The 25,570-nt window shown below is 36.0% G+C and carries 20 protein-coding genes, 2 tRNA genes and 1 pseudogene; 15 read left to right on the forward strand and 8 right to left on the reverse strand.

Features of this window, described 5'->3' with window-relative positions; all coding sequences use genetic code 11:
* The first annotated feature begins 228 nt into the window (after positions 1 to 228).
* Entirely contained in the window at positions 229 to 2,262 is a 2,034-nt protein-coding gene (locus tag MZO21_RS04345) for an NADPH-dependent 2,4-dienoyl-CoA reductase (RefSeq protein WP_154772586.1), read from the forward strand.
* A 97-nt stretch (positions 2,263 to 2,359) separates the two neighbouring features.
* A tRNA-Ser gene (locus tag MZO21_RS04350) sits at positions 2,360 to 2,449 on the forward strand.
* A gap of 168 nt (positions 2,450 to 2,617) precedes the next feature.
* Here MZO21_RS04350 and MZO21_RS04355 read toward each other — a convergent pair.
* Both MZO21_RS04355 and MZO21_RS04360 read right to left on the reverse strand, forming a co-directional pair.
* On the reverse strand, positions 2,618 to 3,310 hold the full coding sequence (locus MZO21_RS04355; RefSeq protein ID WP_248103668.1) for a pirin family protein: 693 nt from the start codon (positions 3,308 to 3,310) through the stop codon (positions 2,618 to 2,620).
* 167 nt (positions 3,311 to 3,477) lie between these two features.
* Positions 3,478 to 4,704: a L,D-transpeptidase family protein gene (locus MZO21_RS04360; RefSeq protein ID WP_154772588.1), complete on the reverse strand. Its 1,227-nt coding sequence runs from the start codon at positions 4,702 to 4,704 to the stop codon at positions 3,478 to 3,480.
* A gap of 206 nt (positions 4,705 to 4,910) precedes the next feature.
* Here MZO21_RS04360 and hemE point away from each other — a divergent pair, with 206 nt between their 5' ends.
* Together hemE and MZO21_RS04370 are read left to right on the forward strand one after the other, a co-directional pair.
* Positions 4,911 to 5,981, forward strand: a complete 1,071-nt coding sequence (gene hemE / locus MZO21_RS04365; protein WP_248103666.1) for a uroporphyrinogen decarboxylase — start codon at positions 4,911 to 4,913, stop codon at positions 5,979 to 5,981.
* Between the two features lie 12 nt (positions 5,982 to 5,993).
* Positions 5,994 to 6,788: a DUF817 family protein gene (locus MZO21_RS04370; protein ID WP_248103672.1), complete on the forward strand. Its 795-nt coding sequence runs from the start codon at positions 5,994 to 5,996 to the stop codon at positions 6,786 to 6,788.
* A gap of 107 nt (positions 6,789 to 6,895) precedes the next feature.
* On the opposite strand, the gene MZO21_RS04375 is transcribed toward MZO21_RS04370, so the two are convergent.
* The 3 genes from MZO21_RS04375 to MZO21_RS04385 form a co-directional block, all read right to left on the reverse strand.
* Entirely contained in the window at positions 6,896 to 7,255 is a 360-nt protein-coding gene (locus tag MZO21_RS04375; protein WP_248103664.1) for a cupin domain-containing protein, read from the reverse strand.
* A gap of 95 nt (positions 7,256 to 7,350) precedes the next feature.
* Entirely contained in the window at positions 7,351 to 7,899 is a 549-nt protein-coding gene (gene folE, locus MZO21_RS04380) for a GTP cyclohydrolase I FolE (RefSeq protein ID WP_171501261.1), read from the reverse strand.
* Positions 7,900 to 7,993: 94 nt separating this feature from the next.
* Positions 7,994 to 8,680, reverse strand: a complete 687-nt coding sequence (locus tag MZO21_RS04385) for a Smr/MutS family protein (RefSeq protein WP_154772592.1) — start codon at positions 8,678 to 8,680, stop codon at positions 7,994 to 7,996.
* Between the two features lie 297 nt (positions 8,681 to 8,977).
* Between MZO21_RS04385 and MZO21_RS04390 the strand changes: the two genes are divergently transcribed.
* The 11 genes and pseudogenes from MZO21_RS04390 to epmA all read left to right on the forward strand — a co-directional run bounded on the left by MZO21_RS04390 (position 8,978) and on the right by epmA (position 18,578).
* Positions 8,978 to 9,067: transfer RNA gene (locus tag MZO21_RS04390), tRNA-Ser, on the forward strand.
* A gap of 946 nt (positions 9,068 to 10,013) precedes the next feature.
* Positions 10,014 to 10,778, forward strand: a complete 765-nt coding sequence (locus tag MZO21_RS04395) for an IS5 family transposase (protein WP_152874452.1) — start codon at positions 10,014 to 10,016, stop codon at positions 10,776 to 10,778.
* Position 10,779: 1 nt separating this feature from the next.
* Positions 10,780 to 11,130: a hypothetical protein gene (locus MZO21_RS04400; RefSeq protein ID WP_248104304.1), complete on the forward strand. Its 351-nt coding sequence runs from the start codon at positions 10,780 to 10,782 to the stop codon at positions 11,128 to 11,130.
* A 397-nt stretch (positions 11,131 to 11,527) separates the two neighbouring features.
* Positions 11,528 to 12,268: an acid phosphatase gene (locus tag MZO21_RS04405; protein WP_248103455.1), complete on the forward strand. Its 741-nt coding sequence runs from the start codon at positions 11,528 to 11,530 to the stop codon at positions 12,266 to 12,268.
* 352 nt (positions 12,269 to 12,620) lie between these two features.
* Complete coding sequence (locus MZO21_RS04410) at positions 12,621 to 13,280, forward strand: amino acid ABC transporter permease (RefSeq protein WP_154773499.1); 660 nt, start codon at positions 12,621 to 12,623, stop codon at positions 13,278 to 13,280.
* Positions 13,270 to 13,935, forward strand: a complete 666-nt coding sequence (locus MZO21_RS04415) for an amino acid ABC transporter permease (protein WP_154773498.1) — start codon at positions 13,270 to 13,272, stop codon at positions 13,933 to 13,935. Before MZO21_RS04410 ends, MZO21_RS04415 begins: the two co-directional genes overlap by 11 nt.
* Before the next feature lie 3 nt (positions 13,936 to 13,938).
* Complete coding sequence (locus MZO21_RS04420; RefSeq protein WP_154773497.1) at positions 13,939 to 14,670, forward strand: amino acid ABC transporter ATP-binding protein; 732 nt, start codon at positions 13,939 to 13,941, stop codon at positions 14,668 to 14,670.
* A gap of 17 nt (positions 14,671 to 14,687) precedes the next feature.
* Positions 14,688 to 15,538, forward strand: a pseudogene (locus MZO21_RS04425) (transporter substrate-binding domain-containing protein).
* Positions 15,539 to 15,588: 50 nt separating this feature from the next.
* Positions 15,589 to 16,449 (forward strand): cysteine ABC transporter substrate-binding protein, encoded by an 861-nt coding sequence (locus MZO21_RS04430; protein WP_154773495.1) that lies wholly within the window; start codon positions 15,589 to 15,591, stop codon positions 16,447 to 16,449.
* Positions 16,450 to 16,530: 81 nt separating this feature from the next.
* Entirely contained in the window at positions 16,531 to 17,598 is a 1,068-nt protein-coding gene (locus tag MZO21_RS04435) for a 4-phosphoerythronate dehydrogenase (protein ID WP_154773494.1), read from the forward strand.
* The gene (epmA, locus tag MZO21_RS04440; protein ID WP_154773493.1) at positions 17,595 to 18,578 is read left to right on the forward strand and encodes an EF-P lysine aminoacylase EpmA; all 984 of its coding nucleotides are present in this window, start codon (positions 17,595 to 17,597) and stop codon (positions 18,576 to 18,578) included. Before MZO21_RS04435 ends, epmA begins: the two co-directional genes overlap by 4 nt.
* Before the next feature lie 297 nt (positions 18,579 to 18,875).
* Here epmA and MZO21_RS04445 read toward each other — a convergent pair whose 3' ends face one another.
* From MZO21_RS04445 to MZO21_RS04455, 3 genes are all read right to left on the reverse strand, one after another.
* The gene (locus MZO21_RS04445) at positions 18,876 to 20,108 is read right to left on the reverse strand and encodes a multifunctional CCA addition/repair protein (protein ID WP_154773492.1); all 1,233 of its coding nucleotides are present in this window, start codon (positions 20,106 to 20,108) and stop codon (positions 18,876 to 18,878) included.
* 80 nt (positions 20,109 to 20,188) lie between these two features.
* On the reverse strand, positions 20,189 to 22,468 hold the full coding sequence (locus tag MZO21_RS04450; protein WP_154773491.1) for an NADP-dependent malic enzyme: 2,280 nt from the start codon (positions 22,466 to 22,468) through the stop codon (positions 20,189 to 20,191).
* Between the two features lie 162 nt (positions 22,469 to 22,630).
* A complete protein-coding gene (locus MZO21_RS04455; protein ID WP_432612607.1) occupies positions 22,631 to 25,480 on the reverse strand; it encodes an EAL domain-containing protein in 2,850 nt (949 codons plus the stop codon).
* Between the last annotated feature and the right edge of the window lie 90 nt (positions 25,481 to 25,570).

Consider the following 25,570-nt stretch of genomic DNA (forward strand, 5'->3'; position numbering starts at 1 on the left):
GTGAATCCCTTTCCTTTTAGAAGAGAGCTAAGGAGAGGTTGGTATACAAACTCCATCATTTCCTTTAGGAGTTTGTGTTTATCTATAGAAGAAATGCAGGTTTTTGAGATTTTATTCTAATTGACCGAACATTCACAGATTTGCATAAAAATGTCATAAACAAAAAGATAAAATCAGCTAAAGTATTATGCAACAAGTTGCAAAGCCAAAATTAAAAAGGAACGCCACATGACAACTCGCTATGCAAACATTTTAAAACCACTAGATTTAGGTTTTACCACCATCAAAAACCGAGTTGTCATGGGTTCAATGCACTCGGGCTTAGAAGACCGATTTTATAACTATCCAAAACTAGCAGCATACTTTGGCGAACGAGCAAAAGGTGGCGTAGGCTTAATTATTACAGGCGGAATTTCACCAAATAGACAAGGCTGGTTACTTCCTGCGGGCGGTACTATGAATACCTTGGGTGATGTTGTACCACATAGACTGGTCACACGTGCTGTACATAAACATGGCGCGAAAATTTTATTACAAATACTGCATGCAGGACGATATGGCTACCAACCATTTGTAGTGTCATCAAGTGCAATAAAATCACCAATTTCACCATTTAAGCCACGCCAAATGAGTGAAAGAACCATTTTAAATACCATCAAAGATTATGCCTATTCTGCAAGCCTTGCAAAAAAAGCAGGCTACGATGGTGTAGAAATAATGGGTTCAGAAGGTTATTTACTAAATCAATTCCTTAGTCGACACGTTAACCAACGTGAAGACCAATGGGGCGGTGCAATAGAAAACCGTATGCGTTTTGCTGTAGAAATTGTAAAAGCCATTCGTAAGGAAGTTGGCGAGAAATTTATTATTTGCTTCCGTTTGTCATTGCTCGATTTGGTTCACGATGGCAATACTATGGATGAAGTCATCACTGTAGCAAAGGCATTGGAAGATGCAGGCATTACTTTGCTGAATACAGGTATTGGTTGGCATGAAGCACGTATTCCGACCATTGTCACCTCTGTACCGCGTGCAGCATTTGTCGATTACACAGCAGAAGTGAAAAAGCATGTGACTATTCCTGTCATTGCATCGAATCGAATTAATATGCCGGATACCGGAGAAGACATTATTGCTTCGGGTAAAGCAGATATGATTCAAATGGCGCGACCATTATTGGCAGATCCATTTTGGGTTAATAAAACTGCAACTAACCGTGTAGATGAAATTAATACTTGTATTGCCTGTAACCAAGCATGTTTAGATCATACATTTAAAAATCAGCGTGTCAGTTGTTTAGTGAACCCACAAGCTGCATACGAAACAGAATTGGTATATGTAAAAACGAAAAAACCAAAACGAATTGCTGTAGTCGGTGGTGGCGTTGCAGGTATGTCTGCTGCAACTATTGCTGCAAGTAGAGGTCATCAAGTGACTTTGTTTGAAGCAAGTGCAGATGTAGGTGGACAATTTAATTTAGCGAAAGTTGTACCGGGTAAAGAAGAGTTTCACGAAACCATTCGTTATTTTAAAGTTCAAATTGAAAAAATGGGTGTAGATTTACGCTTAAATACCAAAGTGAACCGTGAACAATTAGAGCGTGAAGGTTTTGATGAAGTAGTTGTGGCAACAGGTGTTATTCCACGTGCTTTAAAAATTGAAGGTAGTGATTTACCACAAGTATTGTCTTATGCAGAAGTTTTACGTGGTGCAGAAGTTGGACATAAAGTTGCAGTCATTGGTGCTGGTGGTATTGGTTTTGATATTTCAGAATTCTTGTTAAAACCGCCACATCAAAAACAACCACAACCTTTAGATGAATGGCAACGTGAGTGGGGTGTAGATTCTAATCCGAATTATGTGACTGAAGGTGGTATGGTTAAAGCCGAAATTGAACCACCAATTCGTGAAATTTATTTACTACAGCGGAAAACTACTCCTTTAGGTGCAGGCTTAGGTAAAACTTCGGGTTGGGTACATAGAGCACAATTAAAGAAACATAATGTGCGCATGCTCCGTGGGGTTCAATATAAAGCCATTACAGATGAAGGTTTATGGATTGAAACAGCAGGGCAAGATCAACTTTTACGTGTAGATACAGTTGTGGTTTGTGCAGGGCAGGAGTCTGTAAAAGAAATAATGCCTGCAGATGGTGAAAATACTTTTGCGAAGTACCATATTATTGGTGGTGCAAAGCTAGCAGGAGAGCTAGATGCTAAGCGTGCAATACGTGAAGGTGCTGAATTAGCAGCCAAATTATAGTTTTTTTAGCATTTTTGGTGAAACAATATTCATTTGAATGCTTTAGATGTTTTTTTCTCTTGTCATAATACGAAAAGCTCCGTATTATGGCGCACATGGAAGCGTGGCAGAGCGGTTTAATGCACCGGTCTTGAAAACCGACGAGGGTTTACCCCCTCCGTGAGTTCGAATCTCACCGCTTCCGCCAAATTCGAAAAGACCCTTGATAAATCAAGGGTCTTTTTTTATGTCTAGAATTTTATTAATTGTATAGATGTATTTTAGGTAGATATCATCAAGATTTATGAAAGCTATTTGATTCAAACAACAAGTAAATAAAAAGGCTCCTTAATCGGAGCCTTTTTATACATTAAGTTTATTGTTTTGGTAAATCGAACCAAATAAACTGACTTTCTTCATTTGCTACAATTTTTGCATCTTCTGAAAAAAGTAGAGCATCTCCAGCTTTTACCACATGCTCACCAATTAAAATTTCACCACGAATCACGTGAATGTAATTCAAAACTTGAGTGGCTTTTATATCCAAAGATAAACCTTGCTCCAATACCGCAGTTTTTACTTCTGCTTGTTGACGAATATGCATAGGGGCATTGTCATTTGGACCCGCAATTAAATGCCATTGGTTAGGTTGATCTTTAGGGTCTAGCTTAATTTGTTGATACGTAGGTTCAGCATTACGAATATCTGGATGAATCCAAATCTGTAGTAAATGAACAGGGGTGTCACCGTCATTTACTTCGCTGTGTTGAACGCCAGTACCTGCACTCATTAATTGCCATTCACCTGCAGAAATTCCACCTGCATTTCCCATGCTGTCTTTGTGGGAAATTGTGCCATCAAGCACACAAGTTAAAATTTCCATGTTGTCATGCGGGTGTGTACCAAAACCTTTATGAGCATCGATCTTATCATCATTGATAACACGTAATGCACTAACACCCATGTATTTAGGGTTGTGCCAGCTACCAAATGAAAAGCTATGTTTGGTGTCAAGCCAAGCCATTTTTACGTGCCCACGATCTTCGCTACGATGTAGATAAGCATTCATGTGAATACTCCATTATTATTTGAACTTGAGCTAATTTTAATGTTTTAAATTATCTTTTAATATTCATAAAAAGCGACATATTGTTCCATGTTTGAAACGATGAATTTTAAACATAAAAAAAAGCCCACATAAATGTGAGCCTTTTTACAGCACAAGTACTTAAGTGATTATTCTAAGAACTTAACTGTTACGCCAGAACGCACTTTTTTACCTAAATCATTCGCATCCCAATTCGTTAAACGAATACAACCATGAGAAGCTGTTTTAGAAATTGCTGAAGGATTTGGTGTGCCGTGAATACCAAATGATTTTTTGCTTAAACCAATCCAAATATTGCCTACAGGGCCATTAGGGCCAGGTGGTAAAGAAAGTGGTTTTAAGTTTTTACCTTGTACGAAGTTGCTTGGAGAGTAGCTGTACCAAGGGTTTGGTGCTACACCAGTCACTTTATATGTACCCGTTGGCGAAGGGGTATCTGAGCTACCAATTGTCGCAGGGAAAGAAGCAATCATTTTATTGTTGCTGTTGAATAAATAAAGTTGTTTTGCACCCTTATGCGCAACAATTAAATGAATATCTTCAGGTAATTGGTTGCGAACGCTAGTCACAATAATTTTTTCGCCAACTTTATTAAAAGTCGCTTTTGGATTGATCTTCTTTAAGAAGTTCTCATCCATATGGAACTTTTCACCAAGCATTTCTGATACACGTGTGTAATACAAACCAGGCATTTTTGCTTGAAGCGCATAGTCGCCAGGAATAGATTTCGCATATGGGCCTTTTAAATCGGCTGCTGTAATTGTGTATTCAACATAAGCTGGTTTAGAGCCTTGCTTTGCAATTAACGCATCCCAAGTTTCTTTGGTTAAAGTACCTGTTGGTTTTAAACCATTCATTTGTTGGAATGATGCGATTGCTTTTAGCGTATTTTTACCACTTGAACCATCAATTGCACCTGGTGATGCATGTGCATTATTTAGCATAACGTGCGCACGCGCATAAACAGGGAATTGACCACGGCCAATATTCTCAGACCACTGAGCGTTATTTAAGCTAGCTAATGACCAAGAGCCTTTAGAAGCAGTGCTAGGAGATTCAGTTGTTGTGGTTGAAGATGGTGCAGTGCCAATAGCTGCAGTTTCATCTTCTGTGTTTTGAAGATTATCAAGCGTTTCAGATGCTTGATTTAAATCTTGTTGTTCTTGTGGCGTTATTTTTGCTTCCGAAGATGCTTGTTCTGCTGAGTTATTAACTGCTAAAGGATCGATAGGATCTTCAATAGCAATATCTTTAATCTGTTGAGGATTTAATGATTGTTCAGCAGTTGATGCCGCAATTGCAGAACCAGCAAATATGCAGCTTAAACTCATTGCAAGTATTGAGCGAACGAACATGTAATTCAACCTTAAGAATAATTCATTAACATTGTGAAAAAACAACATAAGTATTACAGAAAAAAACAGCTCTTGCAGTAAATGTTTTGTCTAAATATTCGTTTTATCATTTAGTACAATCGAATTTAAACATACAGACAGATTATTAAATTCTAGACCTTTTTGTTATGATGTTTAGAAGATTAAAAATTTAATTAGGAAAGTAAATGACGACCTTAAAAAATGATCGTTTTCTGCGTGCTTTATTACGTGAACCCGTAGATACAACTCCAGTTTGGATGATGCGACAAGCAGGCCGTTACTTACCAGAATACCGCGAAACTCGTGCCAAAGCGGGCGATTTCCTTTCACTATGTAAAAATACAGAGTTCGCTTGTGAAGTTACGCTTCAGCCTTTACGTCGTTATGAGCTAGATGCTGCTATTTTATTTTCAGATATTTTAACTGTTCCAGATGCTTTGGGTTTAGGGCTGTATTTTGAAGCAGGCGAAGGTCCAAAATTTCATAAAACTGTTCGTACAGAGCAAGATGTCGCAAATTTGCCAAAATTCAACGCAAAATCTGACCTAGATTATGTGATGAATGCAGTATCTACCATTCGTTCTGCATTGGGCGGACAAGTTCCACTAATTGGTTTCTCAGGTAGCCCGTGGACACTTGCAACTTATATGGTTGAAGGTGGTTCAAGTAAGGACTTTCGTTTTACTAAACACATGATGTATTCACAACCTGAAGTTTTGCATGCACTATTAGACCGCTTAGCGGATGCAGTAATTGACTATTTAAATGCTCAAATTGACGCAGGTGCGCAAGCTGTTCAAATTTTTGACAGTTGGGGTGGTGCATTAGCGCATCGTGAATATTTAGAATTTTCACTGAAATATATGCAAAAAATTGTGGCAGGCTTACAACGTGAAAAAGATGGTCGTAAGATTCCTGTTATTTTGTTCACTAAAGGTGGCGGTCAATGGTTAGAACCAATGGTTGCAACAGGTGCAGATGCATTTGGCTTAGATTGGACAACGCCATTGAATGTTGCGCGTCAAACGGTAAATGGTCGTGCTGCATTGCAAGGTAACTTAGACCCTGCAACTTTATATGGCACACCTGAAAACATTGCCAAAGCAACAAAAGCAATGCTTGATGATGCTTATGCAAATGGTGAAAAAACGGGTTATGTTGCTAATTTAGGACATGGTATTACGCAATGGGTAGATCCATCTCGTCCGAAAGCCTTTATTGATACAGTGCATGAATATAGCGCTAAATATTTATAAGGATATTCCGTGATTCAAAATTTGGGTTTAATGATCCAATTTTCCTTTAAGGCAGCTTCGGCTGCCTTATTTGGTATCTTGTTACTCATTGCTTTTGCTGTAACAGCAAGCATGGGAAGCCAAGAGTATTTTGGATATTTTCGATACGACTATTTATTGTTTTATGCTTTAGCCATTCAAGCTTGTTTACTGTATTTAAAGCTAGAGTCTTGGGCGGAAGCCAAAGTGATAGCCTTATTTCATATTTTGGCAATGGGCATGGAAATCTTTCTTACCAGTCCATATATTGCATCTTGGCAATATCCACAACCTGCGGTCTATAAAATTTTAACTGTGCCGTTATTTGCAGGTTTTATGTATTCGGCTGTAGGCAGTTTTTTTGCTCGTTCATTGCGTTTATATCAAGTGCATTTTCAGTACTTACCAAGCTTTGGCAATATGATGGCTTTGGCGGTGTTGTCTTATGCAAATTTCATGACCAAATTTTTTATTCCAGATATTCGCTATGCCTTATTTGCATGGAGCGCATTCATTTTTTGGAATACGAAAATTGGCTTTGAAATACAAGACCGAAAATTTAAAGTACCGATGTTACCAGTATTGCTACTTTTAGCTTTTATTATTTGGATTGCTGAAAATATTAGTACTTTTTATAAAATTTGGTTGTACCCAAGTCAGGTTGATGCATGGCATATGGTGGGTTGGGGGAAACTCGGTTCTTGGTATTTATTGCTGTTATTAAGTTTGGTTATTGTTCTTGGTATTTTAGGACAACGTAAGCCAAATGGTTTATGGAAGTTAAATTAAAAATGAGTAAATTTTTAGATGATTTTTTCATCATTCCATATTTAAAAGTTTAATTTGAATAAGTCAAAGCAAATGAATAAACCCCGAATATTCGGGGTTTTGTTTTTTTAGTTTTCAGTAAGTACATAATATTTTTTAACTTTTTCTAGCACTTCAAATGTACCTTTGAAAGATGGTGGAATAATGCCTGCATTACCCGCATGAATTTCAACAAATTCATCTGTTTTAGCATCATGTAAACGTACAGAACCCTCAATCACTTGAAAGAATTCTTGTTTATTTGCTGCAAACTCAATATTCCAAGCACCAACTTCACATTCCCAAATACCACAATTCATATTTGGATGATCATATAATTCTGTCGTTAAACGTTTTGGATTGCCTTGAACAAGACGATCGGGGCGAGGGTAGTCAACAGTGGTTTCATTTTGAGTTAAACCATATCCTGCTAAAAATATTGATGGCATTGTGTTTAATCCTTACAAGAAAGATGCTTTGGAATTTAAAGTTAAAATGTCAGCAAAAAAAAATGCCCCAACAGCAGTTGAGGCAGTTTTAAAAATTAGTAGCTTTCTGGAACAGCACTTAAGAATTCACGACGATCTTCTCTATTGGTTTTGAAATCACCAACAAAAGATACTGTACGAGTCGTTGATTCTTGTTTGCCAACACCACGCATCATCATACACATATGTGCAGAATCAATAACAACAGCAACGCCACGTGCGCCTGTGACTTCTTGAACTGCTTCTGCAATTTGCTGTGTTAAGTTTTCTTGAATTTGTAAGCGACGTGCAAACATTTCTGTAATACGTGCAAATTTAGATAAACCTAAAACATTGCCTTCTGGTAAATAAGCAATATGAACACGACCATGAAAAGGAAGTAAGTGATGTTCACACAGAGAATAAAACTCGATGTTTTTCACTAAAACCATGTCACGGTTGTCTGAAGGGAAGACTGCATTATTAGTCACTTCTTCAAGTGTTTTGCTATAACCAGACGTTAAATACGAAAAAGCTTTAGCAGCACGCGCAGGCGTATCTTTTAGACCCGGACGATCTAAGTCTTCGCCAATGGCGGTTAGGATATTTGCGTAGTTTTGCTGCATAGACATAAGACGTGTTCACTTACACTGATATTGAACAAGGTCGGCATTGTAGCAGAAAACTTTTGCAATGCCTCTGTTTCAAGGAGAAATAGGATTAATCTTTAAATTTAGGGTTCTTTTCTGTACGTTTAAGTAAAACTAGAACCGCGCCTGTACCACCTTGCTTTTCGGGGGCACTAACAAAAGCTAAAACATCTCGATGTTGACGAAGCCAACTATTTACATAAGTTTTTAGAATTGCTTCTGGACCTTTGCCATGCACAATTTTAAGTACGTTTTGGTTTTCATCTTTGGCAATTTGAATAATTTGCAAAACTGCAGAGCGAGCTTCTTCTACAGTACAACCATGTAAATCGACTGCTTCAAACCAACGTAAATTACCTGCTTTTAAATCTTCAAATACTTTGTGCTGTAATGTTGCAATGCGATAGCTTAAAGATGCTTGGCTAGCAACAGGATTAAGCATGGCTTGGGTATCAGAAAGTTCTGCACCATCTGTTTCCATTGCACCTTCTGCGGCAGCTCGTTTAGCAAGAATTTGAGCATTTGGCTTTTTGGTTTTCGATTTCTCAATTTTCGCAATATTGCTTGTATCCATTTTTCGGACACCTTGCATTTGTTTGCGAAATAACTCGAGATCATCTTCAGGCTCGGGTTTGGCTTGCACTTTTTCCTCAGCAGCTTTTTTAATTGCTGTTGAATGAGGATTGGTGATTTGCTTTTTAAAGGCTTTCAGTAAATTGAATTGGTCTTTAGAAAGGGAGGAATCATTTTTACTCATAGTATTAGGAAATAAGCAGATTAGCCAAGAGATAAGTGATTATAGTCGTTATTTGAGGGGATTTGAACAGAATTGAACTCTTAGCTTTCTTACTCTATATGAATACTTATTACTAAAGTAATGAGATTAAGGAACTTAGGTTTGAATGTGTAAAGGTGCTATTTTAAGTAAAGAATCATCTAATAAGTGAATTTATAAGCAATAAATTGATTTTTGTTTTTATTTTGAACATATGAATTAAAAAACATAGAAAAGTATTTGCCAATTCGTCAAATTATTTATATGATAGCCGCCATTGGAAGCGTGGCAGAGCGGTTTAATGCACCGGTCTTGAAAACCGACGAGGGTTTACCCCCTCCGTGAGTTCGAATCTCACCGCTTCCGCCAAATACTTTAAAAAGCCCTTGTTTTTACAAGGGCTTTTTTATTACCTATGCTTTTGTCCCACATACCAGCCCACATAAAAATAAAGATAGTGTGAAACACAATGAGTTGTCTTAATACATGTTCAGCAATTCTATTTTTCTTTCTCAGTATTTTAAACTGTTATTCAGTTTTACGATTTTTCATATTATTAAGATAGTCGTGAATATTTACCGTAAAAAAAACTGCATGATTTATGGTCATGCTGTTTTCATTAATATATGAGCCTATCTGTAATACTGAGATCGTCCTCATTCAACGGTGAGCTTACAGACATCGTCACCTATTCTAAATAAATAGTTTGGAATTAAAAGCTGAGCTTTTAAGGTCTTGAGACGATTACCGACGAGTAGAAGGACTTTAATTTTTAAATGTAAGTTAAAACTTCTAAAGTTGACATAACACACGCTATACGAGATTTGTTATTTTTCAATAATATAGCCTGCTTTTAAAAGCCCTAATTTACTGTTGGTGCTTTTTCTTTGGTTTTAATGTATCGACTACAAATAGGAAAAACTACACAAGAAAAAGAGGGTCAGAAATCTAAATATCCAAATGGTTCAACGACGATTGGTGTTAATAGTAGTGGGTAAGAAACAGAACAATTGACTAAGGCAACAATAGGTCAGGGTACTGTTACGAATCCGAATATGACGAACCAACAAGCTGCTAATAGTCTAAAGAAATTTACAAATGAGCTGAAAACTACACTCAGAAAAATGGATCAACCTAACACACGTTTAGATGGAGTAAAATAATGGCTTTAAGAGAGTTAAATATACTTAATGATTGTATTGAGGCTATTTCAAATCAATCTTTAATATTGGATATTAGGGTCTGTTGACATTTTCTGTTCAAAAAAATAGCGAGAAAGTAAAATTTAATCGCCAAACCAAATTTACTTCTCGCTATGCCTCGTACAATGCTGAATGATCAACACTGGTCTAAGTTACTTTCTATTTTCCGAAATTTTGATATCTATTTCAAATCTAATTTGAGAAATTTTGTCGAAGCAATACTTTATAGAATAAGAACAGGCTGCCCATGGCGTGATTTGCCTAAAGAATTTGGTTCGTATAACTCAATCTTTAAAAAATATAATCGTTGGTGTAAAAATGATAAGTTAATGAAAATATTTAAATTAATTTCTTCAAATGCTGATATGGAATGGGTTTTTATTGATGGTAGTCATGTTCGGGCACACCAACATTCTGCTGGAATAAAAGATCAGGATATTTCTAAAAGCATTGGTGGAAATAGTTCTAAAATACACTTAGCTGTTGATGCGGATGGCAATCCAATCGAAATTATTATCTCCGATGGAACGATACATGATGTCAAGATTGCTCCCAAAATGATTGAAAAACTTGATTTGAGCGAAACGGAAGTATGTTGTGCAGACAAAGGATATGACTCTGAATCATTAAGAGAACAAATATCTGCGAAAAAAACTAAAGCGAATATTCCAAGAAAAGCAAATACTCAGTCAAATAATGATCATATGGATTGGCATTTCTATAAAATCAGACACTTAGTTGAGAATGCATTTTGTAGGTTAAAGCAGTTCAGAGGAATAGCAACACGATATGATAAGCTAAAGTGTAGCTATGAGGGGGCAGTTGCATTAGCTTGTATATTTATTTGGCTACCTTTATCGGGTAAATTCTATACTTGAAATGTCAACAGACCCTAATAATAAAGCGTTTTTAGATGATATACAGACCCTTTTAGCGCAATATTTTGAAACGTTTAATAAAGTTTTAAATGAAATGGAATATGATAATTTTTCTGTGGATTTTTTTGTCGATTATGGAAAGTTGATCATTTATCCTGAAAAAAAAATGCCAGAAGATTTAATTTATATGTTTGATGCAGAAAGATTAGATCCATATTTTTATCTAGTTTTTGAAGAATACCTAAAATATTTCGAAAATCTAAATGTGAGTGAAGAAGTATTTGATAGAGAATTTGAATCTAAAACCAATGCAAAAGCACTGAATAATTTTTTTAATCTTATAGTGACTTAATTTACTGTTTTCTATCATGATTCTAGACTAACATATCTATTCTGCTAGTCTAGAGCCAAAATATAAATGAAAAAGATAAAATTCTAGAGATGCTCGGTAAACCTAACGTAGAAATAAGATACTTTGGTGTAGCGAAGGAAGAACTGTTAAAAAGTGAAATACTTTAAAAAAAAGTATTTTAAATAGCAAGATGAAGTAAAACGAGCTTATAGTGAATACTATTCAGTTTTAGATGCATTGAACTTTTGAAGCTTATTTGCCATTTTTACACATGAAAGTTATATCCATACTGTATAAGAAAAGTAATGTAATTTTAATAATTCTAAATTGTCATATTAAGGTCAAATGAAGTCCTTATTTTGCATGTGCTGAATTTATATATTTCAAGATTAATCACATGCAAAAAACATTTAAAGCTTCAATAATCGTCTCGCTAATTATTGGTTCAATTGCTATAACAGGGCTTAGCATAACTGCTAATGCAGCCGATGGCTATTTAACAGAAAGCCAAGTACCTAATAGTTTAAAAAATTTACCTTTGCCACCACAAGAAAATAGTGCGGGGCAGGTTCGAGATAATGCAATTTTCCAAGATATGCAAGCTCAAAAGGGAACGGCACGTTGGGCACAAGCAGCAATAGATGCTGATTTAACAGATGAACATTTAGGGCGACCATTTTCAGAAGCATTTGGCTTAGAAATTAATGAAAAAAATACGCCTACACTTTTTTCAATGATGCAAAAGATTCGTTCAGATAGCAATGTCACAACAAAAAGTGCAAAACAACATTACAATCGTACACGCCCATTTATAAGTATGAAAGTTTCAACATGTACGCCGCAAGATGAATCTACCCTGAAATCGAATGGTTCATATCCTTCAGGTCATACAACTATTGGTTGGACATATGCTTTACTACTTGCAGAATTACGTCCAGATCGCCAAGATGAGATTATTCAACGTGGTTATGAATATGGTCAAAGCCGTGTTGTATGTAACATGCACTGGCAAAGTGATGTAGATGCGGGACGAGTGATTGCAGCGGCTCAATTTGCTCGTTTACAAGCAGATTCTCAATTTCAAAAAGATCTGAAAAGAGCGAAGCAGGAATTAGAGCGTTTAATAAAAGTGAAATAGTAAAAATAATTTGTAGTCGCTAATGCTAGTTGTATGGAGTGACTAGTATTAGCTTTACAGTAAACTTGACAAGTTTTATGTAATTAAAAAAACTTTATTTAAAATAAATTTATAAATATTAATGGTTAGTAGTGATTTATAAAACCAACTTAAATACAGAGTGAAATAATAAGTTACCTAATAACATGTAGATTAACAAAATCATGCATTTATTAATATAATGAAATAAAACTTAATATTAATTTTAGAAAAGCTTATACAATTATATTGTTTTTTAGTGATATAGCAGTCGAATAAAATAGCCAAGTTTAGATTTCTAAACATATTTTTTATTTATTTTGGGACGTTCCCTTTGGACTGGCTTTATATACAAAGCGTTTGGCCGCAGTTTTATGCTGCAACCCTGACCACGCTAGAAATTTCTGTCATTAGTATTTTCCTCTCAATTATTGTAGGTCTTATTTCAAGCATTATTTTGACCTATAAATTTTTTATTCTAGATAAGTTAGTTGCTTGTTATATAGAAGTATCGAGAAATACGCCTTTACTTATTCAGCTTTTTTTCCTGTATTACGGTTTACCTAAAATTGGAATAAAAATTGATGGATTTACGTGCGGCATTATTGGCTTAACCTTTTTGGGTGGAAGCTATATGGCGGAGGTTTTCCGTGCGGGTTTACAGTCTGTTTCTAAAGGTCAAATTGATTCAGCAAAAAGCATTGGCTTAAATCCAGTTCAAATTTTCAGACATGTGAGTTTTCCTCAAGCCATGGTAGTTTCTATACCTGCAATTGGCGCGAACTGCTTATTTCTTATTAAAGAAAGTTCTGTGTTAAGTGCAATTGCTATTGTTGAATTATTGTTTGTAACCAAAGACTTAATCGGTATGGATTACAAAACAACAGAAGCATTATTTTTATTGATTTGTGCATATCTCATTATTCTTTTGCCTGTATCTGCACTCACAAGCTATTTGGAATATAGAAGCAGAAAGGTGAGCCATGGGAATTGAGTATTTGTTTCAGCCAAGTCATTTAGAACGCTTATTTCTAGGACTTTGGCAAACCATCCAAATTGCCATAATTTCTGTTTTTTTATCGGCTATTTTAGGTGCAATTTTTGGCGTAATTATGACGTCAAAAAATCCGTTTATTAAAGTTTTATGCCGAATTTATTTAGAAGCAATACGTGTTATTCCAATTTTAGTTTTGCTGTTTGTTTTTTATTTTGGTTTTGCAACATGGTTTAACTGGCAGTTCTCATCTTTTTGGGTATGTATTTTTGTTTTTGTGCTTTGGGGCACGGCAGAAATGGGTGACCTTGTTCGAGCAGGAATTAGCTCTATTGATAAACATCAAAGAGATTCTGCGGCTGCTTTAGGGTTAAGTGAAGCTCAAATTTTAACTCAGGTGGTATTTCCGCAAAGTTTGAAGCGAATTACGCCAGGTGTCATTAATTTGTTTACGCGAATGGTGAAAACCAGTTCTTTAGCGGTGCTTATTGGTGTTGTCGAAGTACTCAAAGTAGGACAGCAGATCATTGAAAACTCCTTGCTAACCGTACCCAATGCATCACTTTGGATTTATGGGCTCATCTTTGTATTGTATTTCATTATTTGTTATCCGCTTTCGCTGGCGTCACGTTATTTAGAAAAAGTTTGGGAATAAGCTATGTCGTTATTAGAAATTAAAGATTTAAAAAAATCATTTGCTGATACCCAAATTTTAAAAGGCATCAATTTAAATGTTGCACAGGGTGAAGTTGTTGTCATTCTTGGTCCTTCGGGTTGCGGTAAAAGTACGCTGTTACGTTGTATCAATGGTTTAGAAGAAATTCAAGCAGGTGAAATACGTTTAGAGGGCAGTGGCGTATTAGGTCAAGATATTGAGTGGACAAAAGTTCGACAAGACGTGGGAATGGTCTTTCAGAACTATGAATTATTTGGTCATATGAACGTGATTGATAACATTTTGTTAGGACCACTTAAAGCACAAAAGCGTGATAGAGCAGAAGCAGAAAAAGTTGCAGATGCATTATTGAAACGTGTGGGCTTGTTTGATCGAAAGCTAGATTATCCACGTAATTTATCGGGTGGGCAAAAACAGCGAATTGCGATTGTTCGTTCATTGGTGATGCAACCTAAAGTCATGCTGATGGATGAAATTACCGCAGCACTTGACCCTGAAATGGTACGTGAAGTTCTAGATGTTGTTTTAGGACTAGCTCAAGAAGGTATGACTATGTTGATTGTTACGCATGAAATGGGTTTTGCGCAGAAAGTTGCAGACAGAATTATCTTTATGGATAAAGGCAACATTATTGAAGAAGCAACGCCTGATGTCTTTTTTAAACAGCCTCAAACTGAACGTGCTAAGGCATTTTTAAATATTTTAAGTTATTAATAGAATAGGAAATTAAAATGATATCTAAAAAATCCCTCATATTTGCTACAGGTTTAACGCTTTCTGCAATTGGTTTAACCGCGTGTGGGAATAATGAACAAGCGCAAAATTCACATGCATCATCACTTGAGCAAATTAAACAGAATGATGTGATTCGTGTAGCTGTTTTTGCAGATAATCCGCCATTTGGCTATATCGATAGCGAAGGTAAAAATCAAGGTTTTGATATTGCAGTTGCCAAGCATGTTGCTAAAGATTTACTAGGTGATGAAAACAAAATTGAATATGTGGTTACTGAAGCTGCAAACCGTGTTGAATTTTTAAAGTCGAATAAAGTAGATGTTGTATTTGCAAGCTTTTCTGTAACGCCTGAGCGTATTGAAGTTGTGGATTTTGCAGAACCGTATTTGAAAGCATCTTTAGGAATTGCATCTCCTAAAAAGAGTCCTATTAATTCTGTTAAAGATTTAGAAAACAAAACTTTAATTGTGAATAAAGGTTCAAGCTCGGACAGTTATTTCTCAAAGAATTATCCAAAAATCAAACTATTGAAGTTTGAACAAAATACAGATGCATTTAATGCCTTAAAAGATGGTCGTGGCGATGCAATCTCACAAGACAGTACGTATGCACTTGCATGGGCTGCTCAAAATCCAGATTACGTTGTGGGTATTCCGCAAATTGGTAATGAAGACTTTATTGCACCTGCGGTTAAAAAGGGCAATGTGGAATTACTGAATTGTTAAATACGGAAATTAAACATTTACGTGAAACGGGTGAAATTCAGAAGATTTACGATGAAACTTTAAAGCCGCTTTATGGTGAAAAAGTCGACTCACAAATTTTCTTAGATGTTGATGGTAAGTAAATTTACTTCATTTATTTAGCGCTGTAAGGAAACATCCAGAGAGGATAACAATGAAAAAATTAGCGAATGTAAAAAAATTATTTGCAGTATCTTTATTAGGTTTTGGTTTGGTTGCTTGTGGTCAAAATGCAGAAACGAAAAATGAATCTGCTCAAGATCAAACTACAACGTCAAGTATTGAACAAATTAAGAAAAACGGTGTGGTACGCATAGGCGTGTTTAGCGACAAGCCACCCTTTGGTTATTTAGATGAAAAAGGTCAGAACCAAGGTTTTGATGTTGAAATTGCAAAACATGTTGCTAAAGATTTATTGGGTGATGAAAACAAGATTGAGTTTGTTTTAACCGAAGCTGCAAACCGTGTTGAATATCTTAAAGCAAATAAAGTGGATATTATTTTTGCAAATTTTACGGTAACACCAGAACGTAAAGAAGTTGTAGATTATGCAAAACCTTATTTGAAAGTTGCTTTGGGCGTTGTATCACCTAAAGATGCGCCTATTACCGATATTGCGCAGTTGAAAGATAAAGTTTTATTGGTCAATAAAGGTACAACGGCAGATTCATTCTTTAGCAAACAGCATAAAGAAATTAAGCTGCAAAAATACGAGCAAAACACAGAAACTTTCGATGCTTTAAAAGATAAGCGTGGTATTGCACTTGCACACGATAACTTACTGGTATTGGCTTGGGCGAAAGAAAACCCAGACTATACTGTAGGTATTACAAGCCTTGGCGAGCAAGACCTTATTGCACCTGCGGTTAAAAAGGGCAATAAAGAATTGTTAGATTGGTTGAATAAAGATTTAGAGAAACTTTCAAAAGAAGGTGTAATCCACCAAGCTTATGAAAAAACTTTAAAGCCAGTTTATGGCGATATGGTAAATCCTAAAGATTTATTGGTAGAGTAATTTCCCTTTAATGCTTGGGTATGCATGGTCAATGTAATATCCAAGCGTTATTATAATGCCATGACACAATTGGAATGCATTATGAAAATCATTGCAGATGAAAATCTAGCATTCACCGACTATTTCTTTTCAGAGTTTGGTGATATTCAACACAAAGCTGGACGTACTTTGACACATGCAGATGTGAAAGATGCTGAAGCTTTATTGGTGCGTTCAGTCACTCAAGTTAATGAATATCTTATTTATAATACAGCACTCAAATTTGTTGGAAGTGCGACCATTGGTACAGACCATTTAGATATTCCACTTATAGAACAACAAGGAATTACATGGTCAAATGCAGCAGGGTGCAATGCTCAAGCTGTTTCTGAATACGTCATTACAGCATTATTAAAGTTACAACCAGAACTTATCCATGCAAATGGAAACTTTACTTTAGGTATTATTGGTTTAGGTAATGTAGGTTCACGTTTGGCAGTTATGGCGAAACTATTGGGTTGGAATGTTATTGCATTTGATCCATTTGAAACACGTGAACATATCAATCAAGTTGATTTAAATACCTTATTAAAACAAGCCGATGCAATTTCAATTCATGTGCCTTTAACTAAATATGGAGAGCATCCAACTTATCATTTAATTAATGCTCAAGCGTTGGCGAAAATGAAGCCAAACTGTATTTTAATTAACTCTGCACGTGGTCCTGTGGTTGAAGAAGCTGCTTTAATTGCAGATATTCAAAAGACACAACGAAAAGTTGTTTTAGATGTTTTTGAACACGAGCCAGAAATTTCTGAAGAGTTACTCAATTTAATTACGTTGGTTACACCACATATTGCAGGTTATAGCTTAGAAGGCAAAGCACGTGGTACGCAGATGATTTACGATGCGTTTTGCCAAGAGTTTAATTACATTCCAAACAAACAGTTTGAAACACAGCTTCCTGCGTGTGAACAACTTTTTAAAGATCAAAATTTAAAAGAAGTTTTAGTAAAACATTTGTCTGAAATTTACGATATTTCACGTGATGATCAAAACTTACGAGCTTGTTTGAAAGATGGAAAAGTCGATCAAAAAGCCTTTGATCATTTAAGAAAAACGTATCCGCTACGCCGTGAATGGGCAGCACATGGAGGACCAAAAGCATGAGTCAGTTAGACATTCAATATCAACCGACTTGTGATATTTCGGCTATTCGTGGGCGTGCAAAAATGTATGCCCAAATTCGTCAGTTCTTTGCTGAACGTGATGTATTAGAAGTAGAAACACCGATATTGTCACAAGCAGGCGTAACCGATGTGCATTTGGCTTCTGTGCAAGCACAACGTCATATACAAGGTAAAAAGCAAACACATTATTTGCAGACTTCACCTGAATTTGCCATGAAGCGTTTATTGGCAAGTGGAGTGGGTTCTATCTACCAAATTTGCAAAGTCTTTCGTGATGATGAACATGGTCGTAAACACAATAGTGAATTTACCATGTTGGAATGGTATAGACCGAATATGAGCTTAAAAGAGCTGATGTTTGAAGTGACCGATCTTCTCAATGTGACTTTAAAACAGCGTTTTGGTGAAGTTCGTCCAACCATTTTAAGTTATAAGCATGCATTTATGGATCGTTTAGATTTGAATCCTTTGCAAGCAAGTTTAAAAGAACTTAAAGATTGCTGTAATCGTGTGGGTTTAAATCTTGATTTGGGCGATGACCGTTTAGGATATATCGATTTACTTTTCTCGCATTTTGTAGAGCCAAGTTTAGGTTTTGACACGCCCGTTTTTTTAACAGATTTTCCGCCTGAATTAGCATCTTTAGCCAAAACTAAAGTGGATGAAGATGGTGAGTTGGTGGCTGCACGTTTTGAACTTTATATTGAAGGTTTAGAGCTTGCCAATGCGTACGATGAACTGATAGATGCAGATGTATTACGTTCACGCTTTGAAGCTGATAATGCAGAGCGTGAGAAGCTAGGTTTGCATGTGATGCCAATTGATGAATATTTGCTTGCTGCATTGCCGAATATGTCTGAATGTTCAGGTATTGCTTTAGGTGTAGACCGTTTATTGATGGTTGCAACTGAGCAAATGAAGCTTGAAAAAGTGATTACATTCCCAGCGGATATTTCATGAGTTTAATTTTACATACTTGTCGAATATGTGGTTTTTATGATGAAGAATATTATCCGTGGGGGGAAGATGGAGAATCTCCTACGTATGATATCTGTGATTATTGTGGAGTTGAATTTGGTTATGAGGATTGTAACTTAAACTCTATTCGTAGTTATCGAAAAACATGGATGCATTCTGTTAAGTATTTGTCAGAACCTAGATTTAAGACGTGATTGATAAATATAGATGATAAGTATAAATAATTATTTTTATATTCTATTTTAATAAATAAAAAAGCCCCAATTGGGGCTTTTTTATTTATGCATTTTCAGCATATTGATGTTTAAGTTCGGCAATCGCTTGAATACGACGTTCAATTAACATTTCACCAATTTCTTGTCCTTTAACATCGGCAGGCAAGTCTTGCGCTTTAATGTTACGAACCACCTGAATGGCATCTAAAATATATCGTGATTGAGGATATTCACGGTTTTCTAAACCCAAACGACCACGAGAATCACATTCACAGGCTTGAACAAAAGCTTCCACACGTTCAGGACGACGGAGCACATCTAAACGCTGTAACAAACGCCATAAAGTACCTGGTTTTAAAGTTAAAGCTTGATGGCACTTCAAATGTTCTTTACACACAGCAAGTGCAAGTTGCTTGGTATTTGTTGGTACTTTTAAGCGATCACACACTTCTGTAACGGGTTTTACACCACGTTCTTCATGCATGATATGACGCGGTAATTCATCTTTTGGAGTCAGCGCTTTACCTAAGTCATGCACTAAAACGGCAAAGCGTACATCCAAACTATAATTTGCTTTACATGCTTGCTGTAAAGACATCATGGTATGAATACCACAATCAATTTCAGGATGATATTCAGGACGTTGAGGAATGCCGTAAAGTGCATCTATTTCAGGGAATAAAATTTTTAAAGCACCACACGAACGGAGAACTTCAAAGTATTCATCTGCATGATCTTCCATAAGTGCACGAGAAGTTTCTTTCCATACACGTTCAGGCGTTAAAGCTTCTAATTCGCCAGATTCAGAAAGCTGATGCATCAGTGCTAAGGTTTCAGGAGCAACTTTAAATCCTAAAGCTTTATAGCGTGCTGCAAAACGTGCGATACGCAATACACGCAAGGGATCTTCAACGAAAGCATTTGAAACATGGCGCAAAATTTTATTGTTTAAATCTTGTTGACCGTTGTAAGGATCGTAGATTTTACCATCATCATCCATTGCAATTGCATTGATGGTTAAGTCACGACGAATTAAATCTTCCTCAAGTGTCACACTTGGGTCTGTATAAAATGAAAAGCCGTGATAACCGTGTCCAGACTTACGTTCTGTACGGGCTAGGGCATATTCATCTTTAGTATCTGGATGTAGAAAAACAGGAAAATCTTTACCCACAGGTTGATAGCCCGAGGCGATAAGTTGTTCAGGCGTTGCGCCAACAACGACGTAATCTTTTTCGTGATAGGGGAAACCGAGTAAATGATCTCGAACAGCACCGCCTACTAAATAAACTTGCATGAAAAAACCTCTATTCTTGAAGCCATCATGCAACAGAATAGAGGTTTTCTCAAGTCTAAAAAGCGGTCTTTACAGCCCGATTATAGCGCTTCTTTTTCGTTTTCTTGAATTTCAGCAACAGTTAACGCTGTCATATTCACAACACGACGAGTTGTCGCTGTTGGTGTTAAAATATGAGCTGGTTTTGCAGCACCTAAAAGAATAGGACCAATTGTTACGTTGTTGCCAGAAGTCGATTTCAACAAGTTGAATGAAATGTTCGCAGCATCAAGGTTTGGCATAATCAGTAAGTTTGCAGAACCTTTGAAGCTTGAGTTCGGGAATGCAAATTGACGAATATTTTCATCAAGTGCTGCATCACCGTGCATTTCACCTTCAACTTTAAGTTCTGGTGCAATTTCACTTAAAATTTCAAACACTTTACGCATTTTTTGTGCGCTAGGGTCAGTTTGATCTGAACCAAAGCTAGAATGCGAAAGAAGTGCAATACGTGGTGTAATACCAAAACGACGTACTTCTTCAGCCGCTAAAATTGTCATTTCAGCAAGTTGTTCAGCAGTTGGATTAGTATTTACGTAAGTATCTGCAATAAATAAGTTGCGATCTTCAAGCATTAATGCATTTAGCGTAAAGAAGTTATTACGACCTTCTTTTAAGCCAATGATATTACGAACGAAGTCTAAATGAATGTCGTAACTAGAATACGTCCCACATAACATACCGTCAGCTAAGCCGTGTTTCACAAGCATTGCAGCAATAAGTGTAGAACGACGACGAGCTTCACGCTGTGCATACTCAGGTGTTACACCTTTGCGTTGCATGATTGTGTAGTAATCATCGGCAAATTTTTCGTAATTTTCATTCTTTTCTTGATCAACAATTGTGATGTTCACACCGTGTTCAAGACGTAAGCCTAATTTCTTAATATTTGCTTCAATTACCGCAGTACGACCAACCAAGATAGGTTTAGCTAAGCCTTCATCTACCGCAATTTGAACTGCACGAAGAACGCGTAAATCTTCACCTTCAGCATAAGCAATACGCTTAGGATCTGTTTTTGCTTGAGCAAAAATAGGTTTCATCATGAATGCAGAGTTATAAACAAACTCAGACAAACGTTGACGATAGTGCGCAAAATCTTCGATAGGACGAGTTGCTACACCAGAATCCATTGCTGCTTGTGCAATTGCAGGCGCAATTTCAAGAATTAAGCGTTGATCAAGTGGGCGTGGAATTAAGTATTCACGACCAAATGATGCAGATTTTTCACCATAAGATGCAGCATCTGCTTCAACATGTGCCATACGTGCAATTGCATGTACACATGCAATTTTCATTTCTTCATTAATTGTCGTTGCGCCAACATCTAAAGCACCACGGAAAATATATGGGAAACAAAGTGCATTGTTTACTTGGTTTGGATAGTCCGAACGACCTGTTGCCATAATTACGTCATCACGTACTTCATGTGCATGTTCAGGTAAAATTTCAGGATCTGGGTTTGCTAAAGCGAAGATGATTGGATCTTTTGCCATTTGCTTAACCATATCTTGCGTTAAGATACCGGCAGCAGAAAGACCTAAGAACATATCTGCACCAGCCATTACATCAGCAAGTTCAGTCGCTTGAATATCTTGTACATATGCTTTTTTAGATTCATCAAGACCTTGACGTTGAGTCGTTAATAGACCACGAGAATCGGCAACAATGATGTTTTCTTTTTTCGCGCCAAGTGCACAAAGTAAGTTTAAGCAAGAAAGGGCAGCAGCACCTGCACCTGAAGCAACAATTTTGATTTCATCAATTTTTTTGCCGTTCAGTTGAAGCGCATTTAATAATGCTGAACCTACAATAATAGATGTACCGTGTTGGTCATCATGGAACACAGGAATATTCATGCGTTCACGTAGTTTTTGCTCGATGTAGAAACATTCTGGTGCCTTGATATCTTCAAGGTTAATACCACCAAAAGTTGGTTCTAATGCAGCAACAATATCTACAATTTTATCTGGATCATTTTCAGCAATTTCGATGTCAAAAACATCTACACCTGCGAATTTTTTGAAAAGAACACCTTTACCTTCCATTACAGGTTTAGATGCTAAGGGCCCTATATTCCCTAGACCTAAAACTGCTGTACCGTTCGTTACAACGGCTACAAGGTTTCCGCGAGCTGTATACAAAGCTGCTTTTGATGGATCTTTCTCAATTTCTAAGCAAGGTGCAGCAACACCAGGCGAATAAGCGAGTGCTAAATCATGCTGGTTAATGAGTTGTTTACTTGGTGTAACACTGATTTTTCCTGGTGTAGGAAATTCGTGGTAATACAAAGCTTGCTGCTTTAATGATTGATCGTCCATCTTTATCTCTTTTGTTACATTATTGCTAGTACATCTAGCGGATATATTATGTCCCTTAGGAATATACCACTAGTTGATCTTTTCGGACAGCCAAAGAAGCTCAAATTTCGTGCATTCTTAAGTCCTTGATTGTGTGTGTTTGTATAGGGTTGGTTACTCAATTTATGCGCTATTCATTTTTAAAAATTTTGTTGCATCAGTTTCTGTTAAAGGCTTAGAAAATAAGTAGCCTTGAGCAAGGTGACAATTTAAATTGTTTAAGAAATTAAGTTGTTCAGCTGTTTCGATTCCTTCCGCAACAATTGTCATACCCATTGCTTGTCCCATCGTGACAATTGCACTAATAATTGCTTCTTGTTTAGGTTGTCCAATTTTAGACACAAAGCTTTTGTCAATTTTTAGAATATCAATTGGGAAATCGGTTAAATAAGATAATGATGAATATCCTGTGCCAAAGTCATCAAGTGAAATCTGAATATCACGTTTGCTAATTTCTTCGAGGGTTTTTTTCATAGCATGAGAGTTTTCGAGCAAGGTTGACTCTGTTAATTCGAGTTCTAAGTTTTGCCCAGAAATATGATATTTATTGATCGCTGTATCAATCGTGTTTAATAAGTTTCCACGATGTAATTGTTGTGCAGCAACATTAAACGATACACGAATATCTTCATAACCCATACTTTTCCAAATTTGAATTTGTTGGGCCGTTTTATCAATTACAATTTGCCCAATTTCAGAAATTAAGCTTGTTTGTTCTGCAATTGGAATAAAGATATTTGGTGGAATAAGACCTTTGGTAGGATGTTGCCATCTTACAAGTACTTCAAAGCCCTGAATTTTGTGGTTTTCGAAATATACCTTTGGCTGATAATGAACAATTAATTCATCATTATGAATAGCATGTCTAAGTTCACGTTCGAGTTGATTACTTTCATCTACGACTCTACTCATTTCATTTGAGTAAATCTTAACAGTATTTCCGCCTAATCTTTTTGCTTCGAATAGAGCTAATTCCGCGCAGTTATTTAAATAATCAATTTGGCGACCGTGTTCTGGATAAAATGAAACTCCCATAGAAACAGTAATAAACTGTTCTTGATCATCTAAATTAAAAGGTGTGTGAAGTGCTTTGGTAATGCGTTCGCAGTGTTCATTTATAGAAGGGCGTATATGTGAAACTTCATAAACAATCGCAAAGTTATCGCTATTTAAATGTGCAACAATAAATGCTTCTGATGTAACAAGTCTTAGACGCTGTGAAAACTGACGTAATAACTCATCACCGCCACGATTGCTTAAATATTCATTAATTGGACGGAATCTGTCGATGTTTAAACGAATAATAGCAAGTTGTTGAATAGAGTCTTTTTGACTCATTAAATACTGATGGAGTTGATCGTGATAATAAAGGCGATTTGGTAAATCGGTTAATTTATCGTAATTTTCTAAATAAGATAATCGTTGTTCTTGTAATTTTTGTTCTGTTAAATCTGAAATAATACCAATGTAGTTAATGGTTCTGTTTTGTTCATCTTTAACCGCATTAATATGAAAGCGAATTGCTGTTTTTTTTCCAGAGAGGAATTTCTCGGTTACATCACCATCATAAATGCCATTTTGCATAATTTGTGTAATGATTTGATTGTGATTGCTTCGCTGTCGAGCTTTATAATTTTCAGTAATATCAAAAATATGTTTGCCAATAATTTGTTCTCGTTTAAACCCTGTTATTTGTTCAAAGAAGGGATTAATTTCAATATATTTAAAATCTTCATCTAAAATTATAATTCCTTCAGCAGCTTGTTGAAGCACACTTGCTGTAAGTTTAAGACGCTCTTGATCTTGGCGTTCTTGGTGAATGTCACGGCGAATTCCAACCATATGTAAAGGACGTTTGGAACGAGGGTCACGTAAAATTACGCTACCAATATCATGTACCCAATACCATTTATCATCATATTGTTTTACACGATAAGTTGCTTCAAAGCGTTCTGTAAGTCCACGCAGGTGAAGTCGCATTTCTGTTTTAAAATGTTCTGAATCATCTGGGTGAATTAGACTGAGTAACTTTGCACGATGTAAATCTGAGTTTTTAAGATGTGTTCTGTTTAATTTATCGGTAAGTGTTATTTTTCTATCTTTAATATTCCAATCCCAAGGAATTAAACCCGCTATTTCATGTGCAAGTACAAGATTTGTTTGTTTATTTTTAAGATCAAGATGGATATTTTCTAAGTCGACAGTTCGTTCTTTGATTTTTTCTTCAAGTGTTTGAGAGTAATTGTGAAGTTCTTGACTGGTATCTTGTGATTTTTTCATTTCAATATTAAGTTGCTCATTGAGTTGTTTGGTCATTTCAACTTGTGATTCTGCATCATTTACAAGTTGTGTATTTTTGAAATTGAACTTCGATAAATGTCGTTGCCAGTGTGTAGAAACATAAGCGCAAATGACTAATAAAATCAGCGTGAAATTTGTGGTAAAGAAAAATAGCAGGTAATTATTTAATATAAATGAAGATTCAAAAATGGTGAAAGGTGTTATAACTGGGAAAAAGAAAAGCAAAAAATATCGAAAACGCTGTGTTAAAAAGGTAATAGCAATTAATAAGCAGGCGATAATAAGAAGTGTAACTAAAGCAATAGCTTCAAAAGTATTAAATTCGGGTGTGATATGGGGGAGATGCGAATACAGAAGGGAAATACCTAAAGCTATTGCAACTCCTAAAGTTAAACAAACAAAATGAATCCAATAATTTGCAATTTTGAGACTGTATTGTCCAGGTCTAAAATATTGGAATAATAAAAGAAGGTTAAGGCCAATAAATGTTTCGGTAAAAATTAGCCAAATATTTAAGTAAAATGAAGTGTTATAAAAAAATGTGTAAATAAAATGAATAAATAAACAAATTGCAAAAACACTGATTAAAAAATATCTAAATACATGAATGGTATCGGATATTTGAGCCGTATAAAGGTATTGATCAAATGATTGATCTTGTATTTCCGCCATGAAATAAACCTAAAAGCTACTAATTTCAGTAGCATAAATCCCTATGTTGTATTGATAAATATTATTTTAATCAACAGCAAGAGATTAGTT

This window comes from Acinetobacter portensis (genome assembly GCF_023158935.1).
GTDB classification, from domain to species: Bacteria; Pseudomonadota; Gammaproteobacteria; order Pseudomonadales; family Moraxellaceae; genus Acinetobacter; species Acinetobacter faecalis.